Source organism: Blautia sp. JLR.GB0024 (assembly GCF_037000545.1).
In the GTDB taxonomy this organism is placed as follows: Bacteria; Bacillota; Clostridia; order Lachnospirales; family Lachnospiraceae; genus Blautia; species Blautia celeris.
Window position 1 is genome coordinate 44,133 of the sequence record NZ_JBANBF010000004.1, and the last position, 17,051, is coordinate 61,183.

Annotated in this window: 12 protein-coding genes; all 12 read left to right on the forward strand. The window is 46.3% G+C overall.

The genetic code is table 11. From position 1 onward, the window contains the following. Nucleotides 1-14 precede the first annotated feature (14 nt). The 12 genes from V8Q34_RS10960 (at nt 15) to V8Q34_RS11015 (ending at nt 17,049) form a co-directional block, all read left to right on the forward strand. On the forward strand, nt 15-788 hold the full coding sequence (locus V8Q34_RS10960; protein ID WP_197064066.1) for an MBL fold metallo-hydrolase: 774 nt from the start codon (nt 15-17) through the stop codon (nt 786-788). Nucleotides 789-891: 103 nt separating this feature from the next. Continuing rightward, the gene (gtfA, locus tag V8Q34_RS10965; protein ID WP_335835425.1) at nt 892-2,310 is read left to right on the forward strand and encodes a sucrose phosphorylase; all 1,419 of its coding nucleotides are present in this window, start codon (nt 892-894) and stop codon (nt 2,308-2,310) included. A 61-nt stretch (nt 2,311-2,371) separates the two neighbouring features. After that, complete coding sequence (locus V8Q34_RS10970; protein ID WP_033139397.1) at nt 2,372-4,087, forward strand: sensor histidine kinase; 1,716 nt, start codon at nt 2,372-2,374, stop codon at nt 4,085-4,087. Nucleotides 4,088-4,092: 5 nt separating this feature from the next. Next, nucleotides 4,093-5,685 carry a helix-turn-helix domain-containing protein gene (locus tag V8Q34_RS10975; protein ID WP_335835426.1) on the forward strand — a complete coding sequence of 531 codons (1,593 nt, stop codon included), beginning with the start codon at nt 4,093-4,095 and terminating at the stop codon, nt 5,683-5,685. Between the two features lie 91 nt (nt 5,686-5,776). Further along, nucleotides 5,777-7,309 carry an ABC transporter substrate-binding protein gene (locus tag V8Q34_RS10980; RefSeq protein ID WP_103732704.1) on the forward strand — a complete coding sequence of 511 codons (1,533 nt, stop codon included), beginning with the start codon at nt 5,777-5,779 and terminating at the stop codon, nt 7,307-7,309. 22 nt (nt 7,310-7,331) lie between these two features. Then, nucleotides 7,332-8,240, forward strand: coding sequence for an ABC transporter permease (locus tag V8Q34_RS10985; RefSeq protein WP_103732703.1), 909 nt, complete (start codon nt 7,332-7,334; stop codon nt 8,238-8,240). Nucleotides 8,241-8,255: 15 nt separating this feature from the next. After that, nucleotides 8,256-9,137: a carbohydrate ABC transporter permease gene (locus V8Q34_RS10990; protein WP_335835427.1), complete on the forward strand. Its 882-nt coding sequence runs from the start codon at nt 8,256-8,258 to the stop codon at nt 9,135-9,137. Nucleotides 9,138-9,144: 7 nt separating this feature from the next. Continuing rightward, entirely contained in the window at nt 9,145-10,026 is an 882-nt protein-coding gene (locus tag V8Q34_RS10995; RefSeq protein ID WP_335835428.1) for a Nif3-like dinuclear metal center hexameric protein, read from the forward strand. A 12-nt stretch (nt 10,027-10,038) separates the two neighbouring features. Continuing rightward, nucleotides 10,039-10,860: a ChbG/HpnK family deacetylase gene (locus V8Q34_RS11000; RefSeq protein WP_335835429.1), complete on the forward strand. Its 822-nt coding sequence runs from the start codon at nt 10,039-10,041 to the stop codon at nt 10,858-10,860. A 15-nt stretch (nt 10,861-10,875) separates the two neighbouring features. Then, nucleotides 10,876-11,682, forward strand: a complete 807-nt coding sequence (locus V8Q34_RS11005) for an alpha/beta hydrolase (protein WP_335835430.1) — start codon at nt 10,876-10,878, stop codon at nt 11,680-11,682. Between the two features lie 1,266 nt (nt 11,683-12,948). Next, nucleotides 12,949-14,772 carry a family 43 glycosylhydrolase gene (locus tag V8Q34_RS11010; protein ID WP_118593761.1) on the forward strand — a complete coding sequence of 608 codons (1,824 nt, stop codon included), beginning with the start codon at nt 12,949-12,951 and terminating at the stop codon, nt 14,770-14,772. 15 nt (nt 14,773-14,787) lie between these two features. Continuing rightward, nucleotides 14,788-17,049: a glycoside hydrolase family 3 C-terminal domain-containing protein gene (locus V8Q34_RS11015; RefSeq protein WP_335835431.1), complete on the forward strand. Its 2,262-nt coding sequence runs from the start codon at nt 14,788-14,790 to the stop codon at nt 17,047-17,049. Nucleotides 17,050-17,051: the final 2 nt, after the last annotated feature.

The following is a 17,051-nucleotide window of genomic DNA, read 5'->3' on the forward strand; positions in this document are numbered from 1 at the left end:
TGGGAGGAAAAAATATGGATTACAGAGTTGTACAAATGGATGAACACACCTGGAGAATTGAGGAATTTGATGACACATCCAGTGTATATATGTATCTCCTGGAGGGGAGCGAGAGGGCCATGCTGCTGGATTCAGGCCTGGGCATGATTCCGCTGGATGAGATAACGGCTGAACTGACATCGCTGCCTGTGGATGTACTGGCAACACACGCACATCTGGATCATATCGGCGGGAATAGCTTCTTTGAGAAGGTTTATATCAATGAGCTGGACAGAGAGGTATTTAGTCTGCACTGCGATAAGTTCAGGAGTCATTATCCCGATTATCAATTTCGAGGACAGAGGGATAATATTATCTGGTACACAGGGGAGAAAGAATTTCAGCTCGGCGGGCGGACACTCCGTCTGGTTTCTTCACCGGGCCATACCTTAGGAGCTGTGAGCATTCTGGATGTGGAGAGAAAATGGCTGTTTACAGGAGATACCTGCTGCCAGGCTTCTGTGTTGCTGAACCTGGAATATACCACTACAGTGGAGACTTATAAAAGGACCATAGAGAGGCTACTGTCCATTGGAGAGCAGTATGACCTGACCTGGCCGGCGCATCACAAAATTCCTGTTTCTCCTGAGATACTGGAACAGTTCCGTGAAGCCGCTGACCTTTTGCTGGACAAAAAGGCGGAGGGGGAAGATATAGAGATGCCCTTCGGTCCGGCGAAATGCTTCTATTATAAGGATATCTCCATTACCTATACACCGGACCGCGTATTTGACAGAAACGATGCTTGAAATATCTTGAAATTGAAAGAGACAACCCCTTTTACAAAAGATTTTCGATGCCGGACAGTGGTATAATGAGGACAGGATACAGAGTAGTGAAAGGAGATATACAATGCAGTTAAAAAACGAGATCATGCTGATCACCTACGCGGACAGCCTGGGAAGTAATCTGAAGGAACTGGGGAATATCCTGGAAAATGACATCAAGGACGCAGTGGGCGGAGTACATATCCTTCCCTTTTTCCCGTCCTCTGCGGACCGGGGGTTTGCTCCTATGAGATATGATAGGGTTTCACCGGAGTTCGGAACCTTTGCAGATGTGGAACGGATTGGGAAGAGTTATTACCTGATGTTTGATTTTATGATCAACCACATTTCCAGAAGCTCGGAATTCTTCAGGGATTTTGAGAAGAAGAAAGACCAGTCTGAATACCGGGATCTGTTTATCCGGTATAAAGATTTCTGGGAGAACGGGGAGCCGACTGCGGAACAGGTGGACAAAATCTATAAGAGAAAGCCCCGTGTGCCGTACACGGACGTGGAATTTGGAGATGGCAGCCGGGAGAAGGTGTGGTGTACGTTCTGTGAAGAACAGATTGACTTAAATGTGGAAAGCGCTGCAACGAAGAAATTTATCCGGGAGAATCTGGTTTCCATGTGCAGCCACGGTGCGTCCATTATCCGGCTGGATGCCTTTGCCTATGCGGTGAAGAAGCCGGACACCAGCTGTTTCTTCGTGAAGCCGGATATCTGGAATCTGCTGCGTGAGACAGAAGCCCTGGTGAAACCTTACGGGGTGGAGATCCTGCCGGAGATACATGAACATTACTCGATCCAGATGGAGATTGCCGGAGAGAAATTCTGGATATATGACTTCGCCCTTCCGGTCCTGACGCTTCATGCCCTGTACAGCGGGAAGGGGAAATATCTGAGTGAATGGCTGCTCATGTCTCCCATGAAGCAGTTCACCACACTGGATACTCATGATGGTATCGGAATCGTGGATGTTAAGGATCTGCTGCCGGATGAGGAGATAGAATTTACCAAGGAAAAGATGTTTGCCGAGGGGGCAAATGTCAAGAAGATATACAACACAGAGGCCTATAACAATCTGGATATTTATCAGGTCAACACCACCTATTATGCAGCGCTGGGAGAAGATGACAACGCCTATCTTCTGGCAAGAGCCATCCAGTTCTTTGCTCCCGGCATCCCTCAGGTGTATTATGTGGGAATGTTGGCAGGCGCAAATGATATTGCGCTCATGGAATCAACGAAGAACGGAAGAGATATCAACAGGCACTGCTATTCGGCGGAGGAGGTAAAAGAGGAATTAAAGCGTCCTGTGATAAAGGATCTGCTGGCACTCATGCGGTTTCGCAACCGGCACCCGGCGTTTTCCCTGGAAGGGCAGATAGAAGTGGCGCTGACAGGGGAACACGGTCTGCGCATTACCAGAAAACAGGGGGAACATTTTGCTGTACTGGATGCAGATTTAAAGAGACATACGTTCGAGATCAGGTGTTCCTGACGTAAATACAGCTCCCTGTCTTACGGACAGGGGGCTGTTTGCACAGCAGAGAGGATTATCTATGAAAAAATCAATTGTCCGCAGAATCATAGCGCTGGTCACGGCCCAGTTATTGTTTTTGATATTCATTTTTTGTGTATTTGTCTATTTCTCCTATGCCGAGACCAGAGAGGAGATCATACAGTCCTCTGATAACTTCCTGCAGGTTTACGGCAAAGAGATCAAAGACCGGCTGGATAAGATGGAAAAGATGCTCAACAGTATTGTATATCAGAATATAAACCTCGCAAAACTGGAGAGCAAAGACGAGAGCGAGAGATTTTACGCTTCATTGGCTCTCAGTAATCAGATCAAAGATCTGACGGCATGGGATGACAGCGCTCAGATGCTGGTGATCGCAGAAGGGGAGTACGATATCTGTCTCAGTGCCGAGGGAGATGGGGTGAGCTTTCAGGAAGGGGAGGCTATCCGGGAATTTGTGCTGGAAATGTCCAGAAAGGGCAGGAAAAAGGCCAGGTGGTACTTTACTTCTATCGAAGGAAAGAGTTATATTTACAGAATCTATATGCGCGGAACCAGGGCTGAGGCAGCCTTTCTGTCTATGGAGAGACTGAGGCATTTCTGGGACAATACGGATTTTGGAAACCAGGCGTTTACCATAACTGACGGAGATGGCACAGTCTGGACATCGGTTGGATTCTTAAATGATCCGAAGCTGCTTTCGCAGGAAGGGAAGAATTTGGAGGAGCCGCAGTTTGTGAAAAGGCAGATGGAGATCGTGGAGGGGCAGGTGTGCCTGGAATCCTTTGTGAAGGCCTATGATGTGCTGGGCAGTATCCGCTACAGTGCGGTCATTATTATCTTGCTGATCCTGGGAAGCATCGTGTTTGCGCTTCTGGTCATACGCTATATCAGGAGAGAGCTTTTGCATCCCATGCAGCACCTGACCAGCGTGATGGACGAGATTTCTGACGGCAGTTACGAGCTGCGGTTTCAGGGCGGATATGAGAGCCGGGAGTTTATCCGTCTGGCAGAGACATTTAACCGGCTGATGGATGAGATCGTGGGGCTGCGCATCCAGAGCTACGAGAAACAGTTAGAATTAAAAGACACAGAGTTAAAATGTGTCAGGCTGACCCTGCGTCCCCACTTTTTCCTGAATGCCATGACTACGATTTCCAGTCTGAGTATGCAGAATAAAAATGTTGAGATTGATGCCTATGTGAAATCTCTGTCGAAAAATATCCGGTATATGTTCCGCTCCGGGCTGCATACAGTTCCTGTCCGGGAAGAGATCAGCCACGTGGAAAATTATTTTGAGATGCAGGAGCTGAAGTATCCGGGAAGTGTATTTTATTTCGTGGAGATGGCAAAGGAGTGTGAGGAGTGGAGGATTCCCCAGCTTCTGATCCACACCTTGATCGAAAATGAGTACAAATACGCAGTCTCTCCGGGAAAAACACTGAGCATTCTGATCCGGGTGTCCCTGGCTCATTTCCAAAATGAAACCATGCTGTCTGTGGAGATAGAGGATGACGGACAGGGCTATCCGGAAAATGTTCTGAAGGAGATGGGGGAATATCACGACAAGTATCCGGAGGAGGGGACGAGGATCGGTCTGTGGAGCATACGAAAGATATTGTATCTGATGTATGAGAGGACGGATCTGTTCCAGATGTCAAATGTGGAGCCTCACGGATGCCGGAATCTCCTGCTCATTCCGGAAAAAGCGAAGCATGAGATGAAGGAAGAAACCGTACAGAACAAAATTGGGTGAAGAAAATGAATGTGTTGATTATTGATGATGATATCACGATCGTGGATGCCATTGAAAGTTCAGTGGACTGGGACAGGCTTATGGTGGAGCAGGTTTGCAAGGCATACAACATAGAGGATGCAAAGCAGATTTTGGACAGGCAGGAAATAGAACTTATCATCAGTGACATTGAGATGCCCCAGGGAAGCGGCCTGGAACTCCTTAAGTGGTACAGGGAACAGGAACTGGACGGGGAATTTCTGCTTCTGACCTGCCATGAGAATTTTGAATACGCTGCCAATGCACTGAAAATGCAGGCGGCTGAGTATATCCTGAAGCCTTTTGATGCAGAAGTGCTGGAGATGGCCCTTCAGAAATGCATTCAGAACATCAGGAAGAAGGAGGCAAACAGAAAATCCCGGGAGTATGAAGCCTGGTTCCAGCACAACTATAAGAATATCAAGCTGTCCTTTGTGGAACGCCTGCTGAAGGAACCGTTCACTCTAAAAATGTATGGGGACAACAGCAAACTGATATCCGGCGACCAGAAACTGGAATTGGGAACAGAGTACAGGATACTGGCAGCGAAATTTACAGATGTGGAGAAGGATACTGCCAAATACGGCAGAGAGCTTCTGAAATTTGTCCTGAACAATCTGTTTTCAGAGATCCTGTGCAGTACACCGGAAAATGAGCGGGTCATCTGTCAGGAGAAAGACGACGAGCTGCTGCTGGCAGCAGTCTGCGATGTGGATTCGGATGAGACTATGCTTGACCGTGCCAGGATATTGGTGGATTCCGTCAGGCAGTATATAGATTGTGTGATGACGGTTTGCGTAAGCCGGGTCTGTGATGTCAGCCAGCTCTTTGAGACATATCACAGAATCCTGAAGAAAATGTCCTGGAATGTGGGAATTTACGGCAAAGTGGTGCTGGAAAGCCAGATTTCAGAGAAGCAAAGGACCGGAGATGCTTTACTGGATGGCGGTAAGCTGAAGGAATACCTGGACAAAAAGGACAAAAGCGGACTATTAAATTATCTGAAAAGATGTACGGCGCTGATGCATGAACCGGGTAATCTGGACCGGGAAATGCTGATCAAGGTGAAACAGGAGCTATTGCAGGCCGATTATTTCTATCTCACGGAGAGGGGAATCCAGGCATCCAGGCTTCTGGGGGACCAGTTGTCTGTGGATATGGAGAAGAAGGCGGTGCGCTCTGTCCTGGATTTGATGCGCTGGGCGGCATATCTGCTGGAACGTACCTTTGCCTATGAGGAGGAGATCCGGAAATCCAATACCATGATCGGGCAGATCAATGATTATATCCATAAGCATTACGGGGAGGAAATCGGCAGAAATGAGATAGCGGAGCATTTCTTTCTGACCCCGGAATATCTGGCGAAGATGTATAAGAGGAAAACAGGCACAAGCCTGAAGGATTATCTGAACGAATACCGGATCGGACAGGCGAAAAGGCTTCTCGCGCAGACAGATAAGCTGGTGAGCGATGTGGCTATAGAGGTGGGGATGGATAACTTTTCTTATTTCTCTACCCTTTTCAGAAAGTATACGGGTCTTACCCCGAATGAATACAGGAAGCGTGAATCAGGCGTATGAGGCTTGTTTTTGAAAAAGGAAGACTTGTTTTTGCAAGAATCAGGCCATGGATATCACCTATAATGGGAGTATCAAAAGGAGGTAAGGAAAAATGAAAAAAAGAATGAAACAAATCATGGCAGTGGTTCTGGGCATGAGCATGGCAGCCGGTCTTTGTGCCTGCGGCGGCTCCGGGGGTTCCGGCAAGAAGGAAGAAGGCGCCAAGGCAGACTCTGACAAGTATGAAAAGGTAGTTTTTGCCTACCAGACCTTTAACAATGTTCCCTCAGAAGAAGGACTTGCTGAGGTACAGGAAGCTGTGAACAAGATCACAAGGGAAAAGATTGGCGTGGAGGTGGAGTTAAAGCCTATCGCCTACGCGGATTACAACAATCAGATCAGTCTGTCCCTGCAGGCGGGCGAGCAGATCGATCTCTTTGAGAGTCTGTTTAATTTCCCGGACTGTGTTGCCGCGGATATGGCTATGGATATCACAGAGCTGGCGCCGGAATTTGCACCCGAGGCACTAGAGCTGGTGGGTGAAGAGTGGATGAATGCATGTACTGCAGACGGTAAGATTTATGGAATACCTGTATATAAACCGCTGGCACTCACGCCTATGATCACTTACCGCAAAGATATTGCCGAAGAACTGGGGATTGACATGAGCCAGGTAAACAGTGTGCAGGATTTAGACGCAGTTTTTAAAAAGGTCCAGGAAGGCCGTCCGGATATCACACCGCTGGCCCCAATTGCACCGGGAGATACAGGACTGAACAGGCTCTACAGTACAAATGTGGATTACCTTGGCGATGATTATACCGCACCAAAGGGTGTTTTATTGGGTGATGACACCAAGGTTGTGAATCTCTTTGAAAGCCAGGAGTTCATGGATGTCTGCAAGATGGCAAGGGATTGGTATAACAAGGGCTATATCATGAAAGATGCGGCTACGACCACGAGTATGTCTCTGGAACTGCTGTCCTCAGGAAATTATTTCTGTGCTATTGCTTCCTACAGTTATCCGGAAGAAGATACAGCAGCCAGCTTACAGACTCAATGGGGTTATCCGACAGGAGCCAGGATTCTGAAAGAGGCTTATATTGATACGTCAACAGTTAATGGAGTGACCTTCATGGTTTCTACTAACTGTGAAGTGCCGGAGGCGGCTCTCAAATTCCTGAATCTGACTTATTCAGATAAGGAGATTGTGAATCTTTTGATTTTTGGAATCGAGGGCAGAGATTATGTGGTAAAGGAAGAAGACATTGTTAATTATCCGGAGGGGGAGGATGCCTCTACAGTTCCTTACACAGCACAGCTTAGCTGCGGTACACTGGGAAATTATTTTATTCAGTATCAGATGGAAGGCAATAATCTGGATTCCCTGAAATGGGAAGAAGAACAGAACAAAGAGGCTGCTTCCTCACCAGTTATGGGATTTGTGTTTGACACAGCACCTGTTAGCACGGAGTATACGGCAATCGCAAATGTTCTGAGTCAGTATCTGCCTGGACTGTTCTGTGGCAACGTGGAACCGGAAACAGAGATTCCGAAGCTGAACAAAGCGCTGGAGAGCGCCGGACTTGGAAATGTCATAGCTGAAAAACAGAAACAGTTGGATGCATGGCTGGCAGCTCAGTGACGCTTAAGGGGAGGGAAAGAATATGAGAAAAAGTTCTAAAACCACGCTTCCCTTTATGCTGATCGCTCTGCCGGGTGTTGTATACCTGATCATCAACAATTACATACCCATGTTCGGGATCTTCCTGGCATTCAAGGACTACAAGTATTCCAAGGGAATCTTTGGCAGTGACTGGTGTGGCCTGAAGAATTTTAAGTTTTTGTTTGCAACAGACGATGCCCTGATCATGACTAGGAACACAATCTTATATAATCTGGTGTTTATCGTCCTGGGAACTGTGGCAGCTATCTTTATTGCAATCCTGATGTGCGAGCTGGGTGAGCGGATGCGGGTGAAGATATTTCAGTCCTGCCTGCTTCTGCCGAACCTGCTGTCCTGGGTTGTGATAGGTATCATCGGATTTGCTTTCTTAAGTGCAGATACAGGTTTTATCAACAACACGATTCTGCGCACCATGGGGAAGGAGAGTGTTTCCTGGTACATGCAGCCAAATGTATGGCCCTTGATACTGGTGCTGGTCTTTCTATGGAAAAATGCAGGTTATCAGTCCATTATTTACATGGCAAGTATCTCAGGCTTTGACAAATCTATCTACGAGGCGGCATCTATCGACGGTGCTTCCAAGCTGAAACAGATATTTTCCATCACACTGCCCATGCTGGTCCCGACCATCACGATTCTGACCCTGATGGCGGTGGGAAGGATATTCTTCTCTGATTTCGGTCTGTTTTATCAGGTGCCGCAGGATTCCGGAGCGCTGTATGCAGTTACCCAGACCATTGACACTTATGTATACAGGGGACTGATGCAGTCCAACAATGTAGGTATGGCGGCAGCGGCGGGATTCTACCAGTCTGTTATTGGATTTGTACTGGTGGTGGCAGCCAATGCGGTTGTGAAAAAAATAAACCCGGAAAATGCACTGTTCTAAGGGAGGTGAAAGAAGATGTCTGATTCCAAAAAATTTAATGTCATAGCCACTGTGATCCTGGGGATTCTGGTGGTGGTCACTATGGTGCCCATCCTGATGATCGTGATCGCATCCTTTACAGAGGAGAAAACCTTACTGCGCGACGGATATTCTCTTTTGCCTGGAGCATTGAGCGTTGACGCTTACATTTACATGGTAAAGCAGGGGGCGATTATTATACGGGCCTACGGTGTATCCATACTGGTGACGGTTGTGGGCACCCTTGGCAGTGTCCTGATCACAGCCATGCTGGCATATCCCATGTCGAGAAAGGCTTTTAAGTACAGAGGAATATTAACCTTTTTCGTATTTTTCACTATGCTGTTCAGCGGAGGTATTGTACCTTCCTATATTATGTGGACAAGGGTATTTCAGATCAAGGATACCATATGGGCGTTGATCCTGCCGAATTACCTGGTGACGGCATTTAATGTCTTTCTTGTGAAGAATTATTACACCAACAGCATTCCCGACTCTCTGATTGAAGCGGCACAGATTGACGGGGCAGGGGAGATGAAGATATTCTGGAAGGTCATGCTTCCGCTGTCCGTGCCTACGATCGCCACAGTCAGCCTCTTTTCAGGTCTGGCCTACTGGAATGACTGGATCAACGGTCTGTATTATATCAATGACGCCAAGCTGTACAGCATCCAGATCCTGCTGCTGAAAATCATGAACAATATCAACGCCTTGAAGCAGAATACGGGAAGCCTGATGGGGACCGGCGCTGTCAGCCTTCCGGGAACATCTATCCGTATGGCAATGGCGGTGATCGGAATTTTGCCCATTTTGCTCATCTATCCCTTTGTGCAGAAATATTTCATCAAGGGTGTAGTAGTGGGGGCAGTGAAAGGATAAATATAAAATGAAAAATGAAGAAGTTATTGACCGTATCTTGCAGTTCCACCCTGATATTTCGGATTATGACGGATGTGACGGGTATAAATCGGGAAATCCGTCGGATGAGTGTACAGGGGTGGTCAGCGCTCTGGTGCCCACAGTGGATGTGATCAGGAAGACGGCGGAGCTTGGCTGTAACCTGCTGGTGACCCATGAGCCGATCTATTATCAGACCCCGGATTACCCTGAATGGAAGGGAGAATTTGAAAATCGGGTTTATGATGAGAAAAAAGCTTTGCTGGAGCGTTATGGGATCACCGTGTGGAGGGATCACGACCATATCCATGCCCACCAGCCGGATCTGATTTTCAAAGGAGTTGTGAAATATCTGGGCTGGGAAGCATATGAGCTGAAAGCCCGGAGAGAGATCCCTCTATATTACGCCTTCAAGATACCGCCTGTTACGGTGCAGGAACTGGCAGAATTATTGATGGACAGGCTGGGAATGAACGGAATCCGGTTTGTGGGAAGACCCGGGGATGTGATCCGCCGCATTGCCATTGTGGCTCATCTGTATCCGCAGCCGGGTGATGAGATCCGGGAGGATGGATATTACCGGGACTACTCGTCACAGATCATGCGCCAGATGGAGGAAGAGGACTGTATTGACGCGGTGATTCCCGGAGAGATCATAGAATGGACATTGTTGTCTTATATCCACGATGCAGTGTCCCTGGGTAAGGCGAAAGCATGTTTTAATATCGGCCATTACAATATGGAAGAGCTGGGAATGCGCTACGCGGCGGACTGGATAAAAGAACTGCTCTGCGAAGAGGTACCTGTACATTATGTACAGACGGAACAGTATTTTACATATATGCAGCGGCGGGAAATGGACAAAATATAAGGAGGAGATAACTTGAGTATTCAGCTTTTGAGCAGGACGGATGATTTCGGCTCCGCCCGGGCGGCCAACAGGGCAATCCTGGAGGCCGCAGACACGGGATATGTAGTGCGGAATGTGTCCTGTATAGCCTGTGCCCCTTATATAGAAGAGGGGGCAGAGCTGCTAAAGAAGTATATCCACATTGATATCGGGCTGCATCTGACCCTGAACTCTGAGTGGAATGGAGTGCGCTGGGGCGCGCTTACAGACAATAGACAGATAACGGATGACAGAGGGTATTTCTTTCAGACACAGTGGGAGCTGGCCGGGAGAAAACCGGATGTGGACGGGATTATAAAGGAATATGACGCTCAGCTTGACAGACTGACAAAACTGGGACTTTCCGCTGCCTATGCGGACAGCCATATGGGACCTGAACTGTGGGTGACCGGGCTGGCTGAGGCTATAGAGGACTGGACATTGAAAAAAGGTCTGATCAGTGCGAGAAATTATTATTCTGTTGCGAAACAGGGACAGCCCCCTTTTACGGATAAGGATGAAGTTTATCTGAAAGGGGTAAGGCTGTGGCTGGAAGGTCTGCAGCAGGGAAGGCAGTACAGTTATGTGACACACCCCGCGGTGGGGTGTGAAGAAATGCGGTTATTCTACAATGAGGAAATACCGGCAGGTGTGATAGAGAAACAGAGAAACCAGGAGTACATGGCAGTGACGGCACATGCGTGGACAAAATGGCGGGATGAACTGGATATTCGGCCTGTATGTTATACTGAGGCAAAGGAGCAGGGAGATGGACTGCCGATACTGAAGTCTATGTTGAATTTTGGGAAAAAATAAAAGGAGAGATAAATTATGGCACACATGAAATTGGAGTACAAATCAGCAGCATTAACACGGGGCGTGTCCCTGGAGATATTTCTGCCCACTGACGGATGGGGCGCAGAAGTACTGTTTCCGTACAGAACCCTGTATTTCCTTCCTGGTTACAGCGGAGACAGTGATGAAATCTACACATATCTGAGTATGCGGAGACAGTCTGATTTAAAAGGTGTGGCAGTAGTGATTGTAAACGGAGATAATTCCTTTTATGTGGATCATCCCCAAAGAAATATGAATTATTCTACTTTTGTAGGCAAGGAAGTGGTGGAAATGACAAGGAAGCTGCTCCCGCTGTCCCATAAGAGGGAGGATACTTATCTTGCAGGAGTGTCTATGGGAGGATATGGAACACTTCTGAACGGAATGCGTTATGCAGATACCTTCGGCAGGATTGCGGCGATGTCTCCGGCAATTGATACTTATGAGGTACATGAAAACCAACCGGATGCCGGATTCTCCATCGAGTTGTTGGATAATATATTTGGCAGCCGGGAAGAGTTTCTGGCTGGCGATACCAATCTTACCAAGACATATCTGGATGCCTTTGAGAAAAAAGAGTTGATGCCGGAAGTGTATGTGACCTGCGGCAGACAGGACAGGCTTGTATATGAGCAAGATAAGAGATTTGCAGAGGAACTGCAGAAGGCAGGTGTGCCCATCGTTTACCAGGAAAGCGACGGAGACCATGAAACAGACTTTTGGGAAGGAAAAATGGATGCAGTATTTTCCTTTTTGACAGGTATTCCGGAAGGCTCACGTAATAAAATCGTGCTTCCGTAAAAATTTGCAGATAATCGGGAAACAGAATGTTGTCCTGAATACTGCTCAATGTGGCGGTTAGAGGATGCAGCGGGGTATGGATTTGTAGTCGCGGACTGGAGCGATATGGATATATTGTTATCCCAGGCGGATGTAGTATCCTTTAAGTTTCCATGCAGAAGTGTTATATGAAAGATTAGCTAAACGCAGAAAATGTTTTTGATGCCCTATTTTTAGATATTAGAAAATAAATATTGAAAACCATCTGTGGTTCCTTATGGTATTAGCATCCAAACTCTTACCGAAAGGAAATATCCACAGATGGCTTCAGCTAATTCTTTATGCAATGTCAAGAGTGCAAAACTGATGCCCTCACTGCGGTAAAATTTGGTGATTCCACTTCCAAATCGAAAATCAAATAGGGAGCAATCCGCATAACCAGTGGGGCTGTGAGATGTTTTAACCCACAGTTCTCCACGAAGAGCCCTTTCTTATTTTTCTCTGCCGGTATTGTACTGGCAGATTTTTTATTTTATAATTGGCTCATCTTAAATAAAGGAATAGCCCCACAGATGAGGTCTTTGTTTGACGACGCAGTTTCCCATTCCGTAGGGCTTCCACGTGTATGAGTATATCGACTTTTTCGCTTTTTTACAAGTCCATTTCTGTTCCGCCTGTAAAGTTTTTTGTGACCTTACAAATTAACATATTTTACAGGAGGATTCATTCCATGAATGAACAAAATACAAACTATCTGAAACAGCAAATCGACATCCTTTCTTTTCGTAGTCTTGTCCCCGGTACTGTTGTGACTTACTCTTATTTCTGAAGGATAGCTGACATCTTAATCCCCTTACAGTCAATGTTTATATTGCAAAACTCAGGGATTTCTATCAGTATGTTCTGCATCGTGACTGGGACCGCTATCCAAGGAGGCCATAGGTCTTCTTATCAGGCTTCTGATTTTGAATCCCTGACTTAGAGCTTTGCTAATCTATTCTGACAAAAGATTTGACATAAAAAAGCAGGTTTTTTGCGACCTGTGAGTACCTTTTCTCATGTTCGACTGTCAAACTCCCGTGTAAATAAAAATTAATGCCGCAAATACGATTTGTCAGCGGGCTGAGACTAATGAGATATTAAGAAAGACAGGGGAGCTTTATAATGTTTTAATAAAACAATATACATGAAAAAATAACAACAAATGTAGTAAAAAAGAATTCCTTGGATGATTATAATATAGATATTGAATCGTTATAAGACGTGAAAGTATAAGGAGGAAATTTAATGAAACATTATTGTAATCCTATGAATCTGGAATATCGCTATCAATTCTTTCGACGTCCGAATCAATCGGGGAAGAATGATCTGTATAAAGTATACCGTGAGGCAGCAGATCCGACACTGATTGCGTTTAAGGGATTGTACTATCTGTTTCCATCCATGACAGCTGGATTTTTTACAAGTGAAGATCTGCATGACTGGAACTATTACAGATTAGGAAATGAGATCCCCGTTTATGATTATGCACCTGATGTTCGTGTTATGGGAGATTATATGTATTTTTCCGCGTCCAGAAATGGGGAGAATGGTTCGTTCTATCGGACAAAAGATCCACGGACAGAGGCCTTTGAGAGAATTCCGGCCACATTCCCGTTCTGGGATCCAAATCTGTTCATTGATGATGATGGGCGTGTGTATTTTTACTGGGGATGTTCCAATATGGAGCCAATCTATGGAGTCGAACTTGATTCCAAAACCATGCAGCCGGTCACGGAAAAGCAGGTAATGATTCGCAGTCATGAGGATGTGCGCGGGTATGAGAGATTTGGGGAAGAACATGTGGCTCCCCATACAGATGCGGATATCGAGGAACAGGTGGAAAACATGATTTCCATGATGAAGGATCAGGCAAAAGAAGAGGGGGCAGAACTGCCGCTTCCGGAGGAACAAGTAAAGGCGCAGCTTCGTGGATATTTCAGCAACCGGCCGTATATCGAGGGAGCCTGGATGACAAAACATGAAGGAAGATATTACCTCCAGTATGCAATACCAGGAACGGAGTATAATGTTTATGGAGATGGAACTTATATAGGAGATTCACCGCTTGGTCCATTTAAACCGGCAAATAACAATCCTTATTCCTATAAGCCCGGAGGGTTTATTACAGGTGCAGGCCATGGCTCAACCTTAGAGGACAGAAAAGGAAAGTATTGGCATATATCATCCATGCGTATCAGCCATAATGAGAATTTTGAGAGAAGACTTGGATTGTGGAAGGCCGGATTTGATGAAGATGGTGAACTTTTTTGTGACCAGCGGTTTGGAGACTGGCCAATTGCCATGGATGCTCCTGCCTTTGCAAAACCAGACTGGATGTTGCTTTCCTACGGAAAAAAAGTGAGGGTATCGTCCGGTGACGGTGCTCAGAACGTTACAGATGAAAATATCCAGACGATTTGGAAGGCAGCAGCGGCTGCTCCGGGAGAATGGGCAGAGATCGATCTGGGAGAAGTATATGATGTGTCAGCCGTGCAGATTAATTTTGCAGATGACGGAATTTTGCGTGAACTTCCAAAAGGACAAGAGCCAAAGGTGCTTCCATACGAAGAACGATGGCTGGATTTAGAAAAACAGGTTACTTGTTGGGTTATGGAAGGATCAACAAACGGGTCAGACTATGAGGTGCTTGAAGATAAATCACAGGCAAGGTCTGATCTGCCCCATGATTTCCTGGAGTGGGAAATCCCGAAGAGAGTCCGTTTTATAAAAGTGACGGTTATGAAGGTTCCATATGGTGCCAATCCATGCATTTCAGGAATCCGTATATTCGGAAAGGGAAATGGAACAATGCCTGCAATGGCCCGGGAAGTCAGCTTTGTACCGGAGAGTGAGATGGATTTAAAGGTGACCTGGGAGGCAGAAGAAGGTGTACATGCCAATCTTTTGTGGGGATATGCACCGGATAAAATGTATCACAGCCGAACAATCATGGGTGCCACGGAAGGCCGAATAGGAGCTCTGGTAGCCGGTCAGCCGGTTTACATCCGCGTAGATACCTTTAACGAAAATGGTATAACAGAAGGTAAAATCATAAAGGTGAGGGGATGAGAAAAGAGGCGGATCATGTACAGTAGAGAGATAAAAGAGAGATTACAGTCTATGACTATAGAAGAAAAGGCCAGATTGTGTGCGGGCAAAGATTTTTGGCAGACATGGGGAGATGAAGAATCCGGTATACCGCCCATGCTGATGACAGATGGGCCGAGTGGTCTGAGAAAGCAGACTGAAGCTACAGACCATCTGGGACTGAATGAGAGCAATACCGCAGTTTGTTTTCCGGCAGGATGTGCACTTGCATCTTCCTTTGATCCGGATCTGGTGGAAGCGGTAGGTACAGAGATTGGAAAACTGGCCAGAGCGGAAAACGTTGGTGTGGTATTAGGACCGTCCATTAATATAAAACGGTCTCCCCTTTGCGGACGCAGTTTTGAGTATTATTCGGAGGATCCCTATGTTTCAGGAAAGATAGCAGTTGGATTCATCAAAGGTATACAGAACCAGGGAGTGGGCGCAAGTCCAAAACATTTTCTGGCAAATAATCAGGAATATTACCGCCAGACAAGTAATTCTGTGGTGGATGAAGTGACAATGCGGGAAATCTATCTTCCTGCATTTGAGATGGCAGTAAAAGATGGAAAACCATGGACAGTGATGTGTTCTTATAACAGGGTAAATGGGACTTATGCATGCGAAAATAGCTTATATTTGACAGATATCTTACGGAGTGAATGGGGATTCGATGGAGTCGTTGTGACCGATTGGGGTGCCTGTAATGATCCGGTAGAAAGTCTGCAGGCAGGGCTGGATCTTGAAATGCCGGGACCAGCCAGGGATAATGTGAGGCGCATAGAAGAGGCAGTGAAAGACGGAAAGGTAAAGATGGAGATTCTGGACCGGGCAGTTGGAAGAGTTCTGGATATTCAGCAGCGGGCAGCAAAGCAGGAATGTATGCCGGCATATGATTTTGAACTGGGGCATGCAGCTGCACAAAAAGCTGCAGAGGAAAGTGCAGTATTATTAAAAAATGAGGAGCAGATTCTTCCTTTGAAAAAAGAAGACAAGATACTTTTCATTGGGGAATATGCGGATAAACCTCGATATCAAGGCGGAGGAAGCTCCCATATCCATCCATATAGAGTTACATCAGCAAAAAGTGCAGTGGCGGATATGGAAAACATTACTTTTGCTCAAGGATACTGTGATCAGGGTAAAAATAATGACAGGTTGCTTAGAGAAGCGGCAGAGCTGGCAAAGTATGCGGACAAGGTGGTAATCTTTGCTGGACTTCCGGAATACTTCGAATCAGAAGGGCTGGACAGAAACAAAATGGATATGCCGGAATATCAGAACCATCTGATTTGTGAAGTGGCAAAAGTTAATCCTAATATGGTTGTGGTGCTGCATAACGGGGCGCCTGTTACTATGCCGTGGGTGAATCAGGTAAAGGGAATCCTGGAACTTTATCTTGCAGGTGAAGCTGCCGGTGAGGCGGCTGTACGGCTTTTATTTGGTGATGTCAATCCTTCCGGGCATCTTGCGGAGACATTTCCACTGAGAGTAGAGGATACACCTGTCTATCCGTATTATGGCAGAGAAAAAGAGGATATTATTTACAGAGAAGGGCTGCTGGTGGGATACCGATATTACGGGACAGTGAAAAAGGAGACTTTGTTTGCGTTTGGCCATGGATTGTCTTATTCTGAATTTCGATATTCTAACCTGCAGCTTGACCGCAGGGAAATGACAGATTGTGAAACACTGCATGTATCTGTCGATGTAGAAAATATCAGTGATAGAACAGGAAAAGCACTGGTCCAGATATATGTGGAACCTTTACATGGGGTATCAGTCCGGCCAGTCAGAGAGCTTCGTGCATTTGAAAAAACAGAGTTGAAATCCGGGGAAAAGAAAAAGATACATATCCGGCTTGACAGGAGAGCATTTGCACAGTGGGATAAAGGACTGCATGACTGGTATGTACCGGAGGGAAGTTATGCGATACAGATTGGGGCGTCAGCAGAGCAGATTCTGCACACAGCGGAAGTGAAAGTAAAGCCTAAATATTTAAAAAAAGAAAGATTTACCATCAATTCGCCCATGGGTGATTTCAAAAAAAGTCCAAAAGCCATGAAACTTATGGGGCAGTTCTTTCCTCATATGCAGGAACAGCAGGATGAAGATATAGAAGATGAATTTATGAATAAAAAGGCACTGGAAGCCACGTCCAACGCAATGCCTCTGCGGGCAATGTTATCTTTTGCTCCGGGGCTTACATATGAAATGCTGGAGCAGTTGGTTGAGGCAGTCAACAGAGAAGGAGAATAAAA

Excerpts from the sequence above, each read along its gene's own strand:
- V8Q34_RS10960 (WP_197064066.1), top strand. The coding sequence starts at position 15 with ATGGATTACAGAGTTGTACAAATGGATGAACACACCTGGAGAATTGAG.
- gtfA (WP_335835425.1), top strand. The coding sequence starts at position 892 with ATGCAGTTAAAAAACGAGATCATGCTGATCACCTACGCGGACAGCCTG.
- V8Q34_RS10970 (WP_033139397.1), top strand. The coding sequence starts at position 2,372 with ATGAAAAAATCAATTGTCCGCAGAATCATAGCGCTGGTCACGGCCCAG.
- V8Q34_RS10975 (WP_335835426.1), top strand. The coding sequence starts at position 4,093 with ATGAATGTGTTGATTATTGATGATGATATCACGATCGTGGATGCCATT.
- V8Q34_RS10980 (WP_103732704.1), top strand. The coding sequence starts at position 5,777 with ATGAAAAAAAGAATGAAACAAATCATGGCAGTGGTTCTGGGCATGAGC.
- V8Q34_RS10985 (WP_103732703.1), top strand. The coding sequence starts at position 7,332 with ATGAGAAAAAGTTCTAAAACCACGCTTCCCTTTATGCTGATCGCTCTG.
- V8Q34_RS10990 (WP_335835427.1), top strand. The coding sequence starts at position 8,256 with ATGTCTGATTCCAAAAAATTTAATGTCATAGCCACTGTGATCCTGGGG.
- V8Q34_RS10995 (WP_335835428.1), top strand. The coding sequence starts at position 9,145 with ATGAAAAATGAAGAAGTTATTGACCGTATCTTGCAGTTCCACCCTGAT.
- V8Q34_RS11005 (WP_335835430.1), top strand. The coding sequence starts at position 10,876 with ATGGCACACATGAAATTGGAGTACAAATCAGCAGCATTAACACGGGGC.
- V8Q34_RS11010 (WP_118593761.1), top strand. The coding sequence starts at position 12,949 with ATGAAACATTATTGTAATCCTATGAATCTGGAATATCGCTATCAATTC.
- V8Q34_RS11015 (WP_335835431.1), top strand. The coding sequence starts at position 14,788 with ATGTACAGTAGAGAGATAAAAGAGAGATTACAGTCTATGACTATAGAA.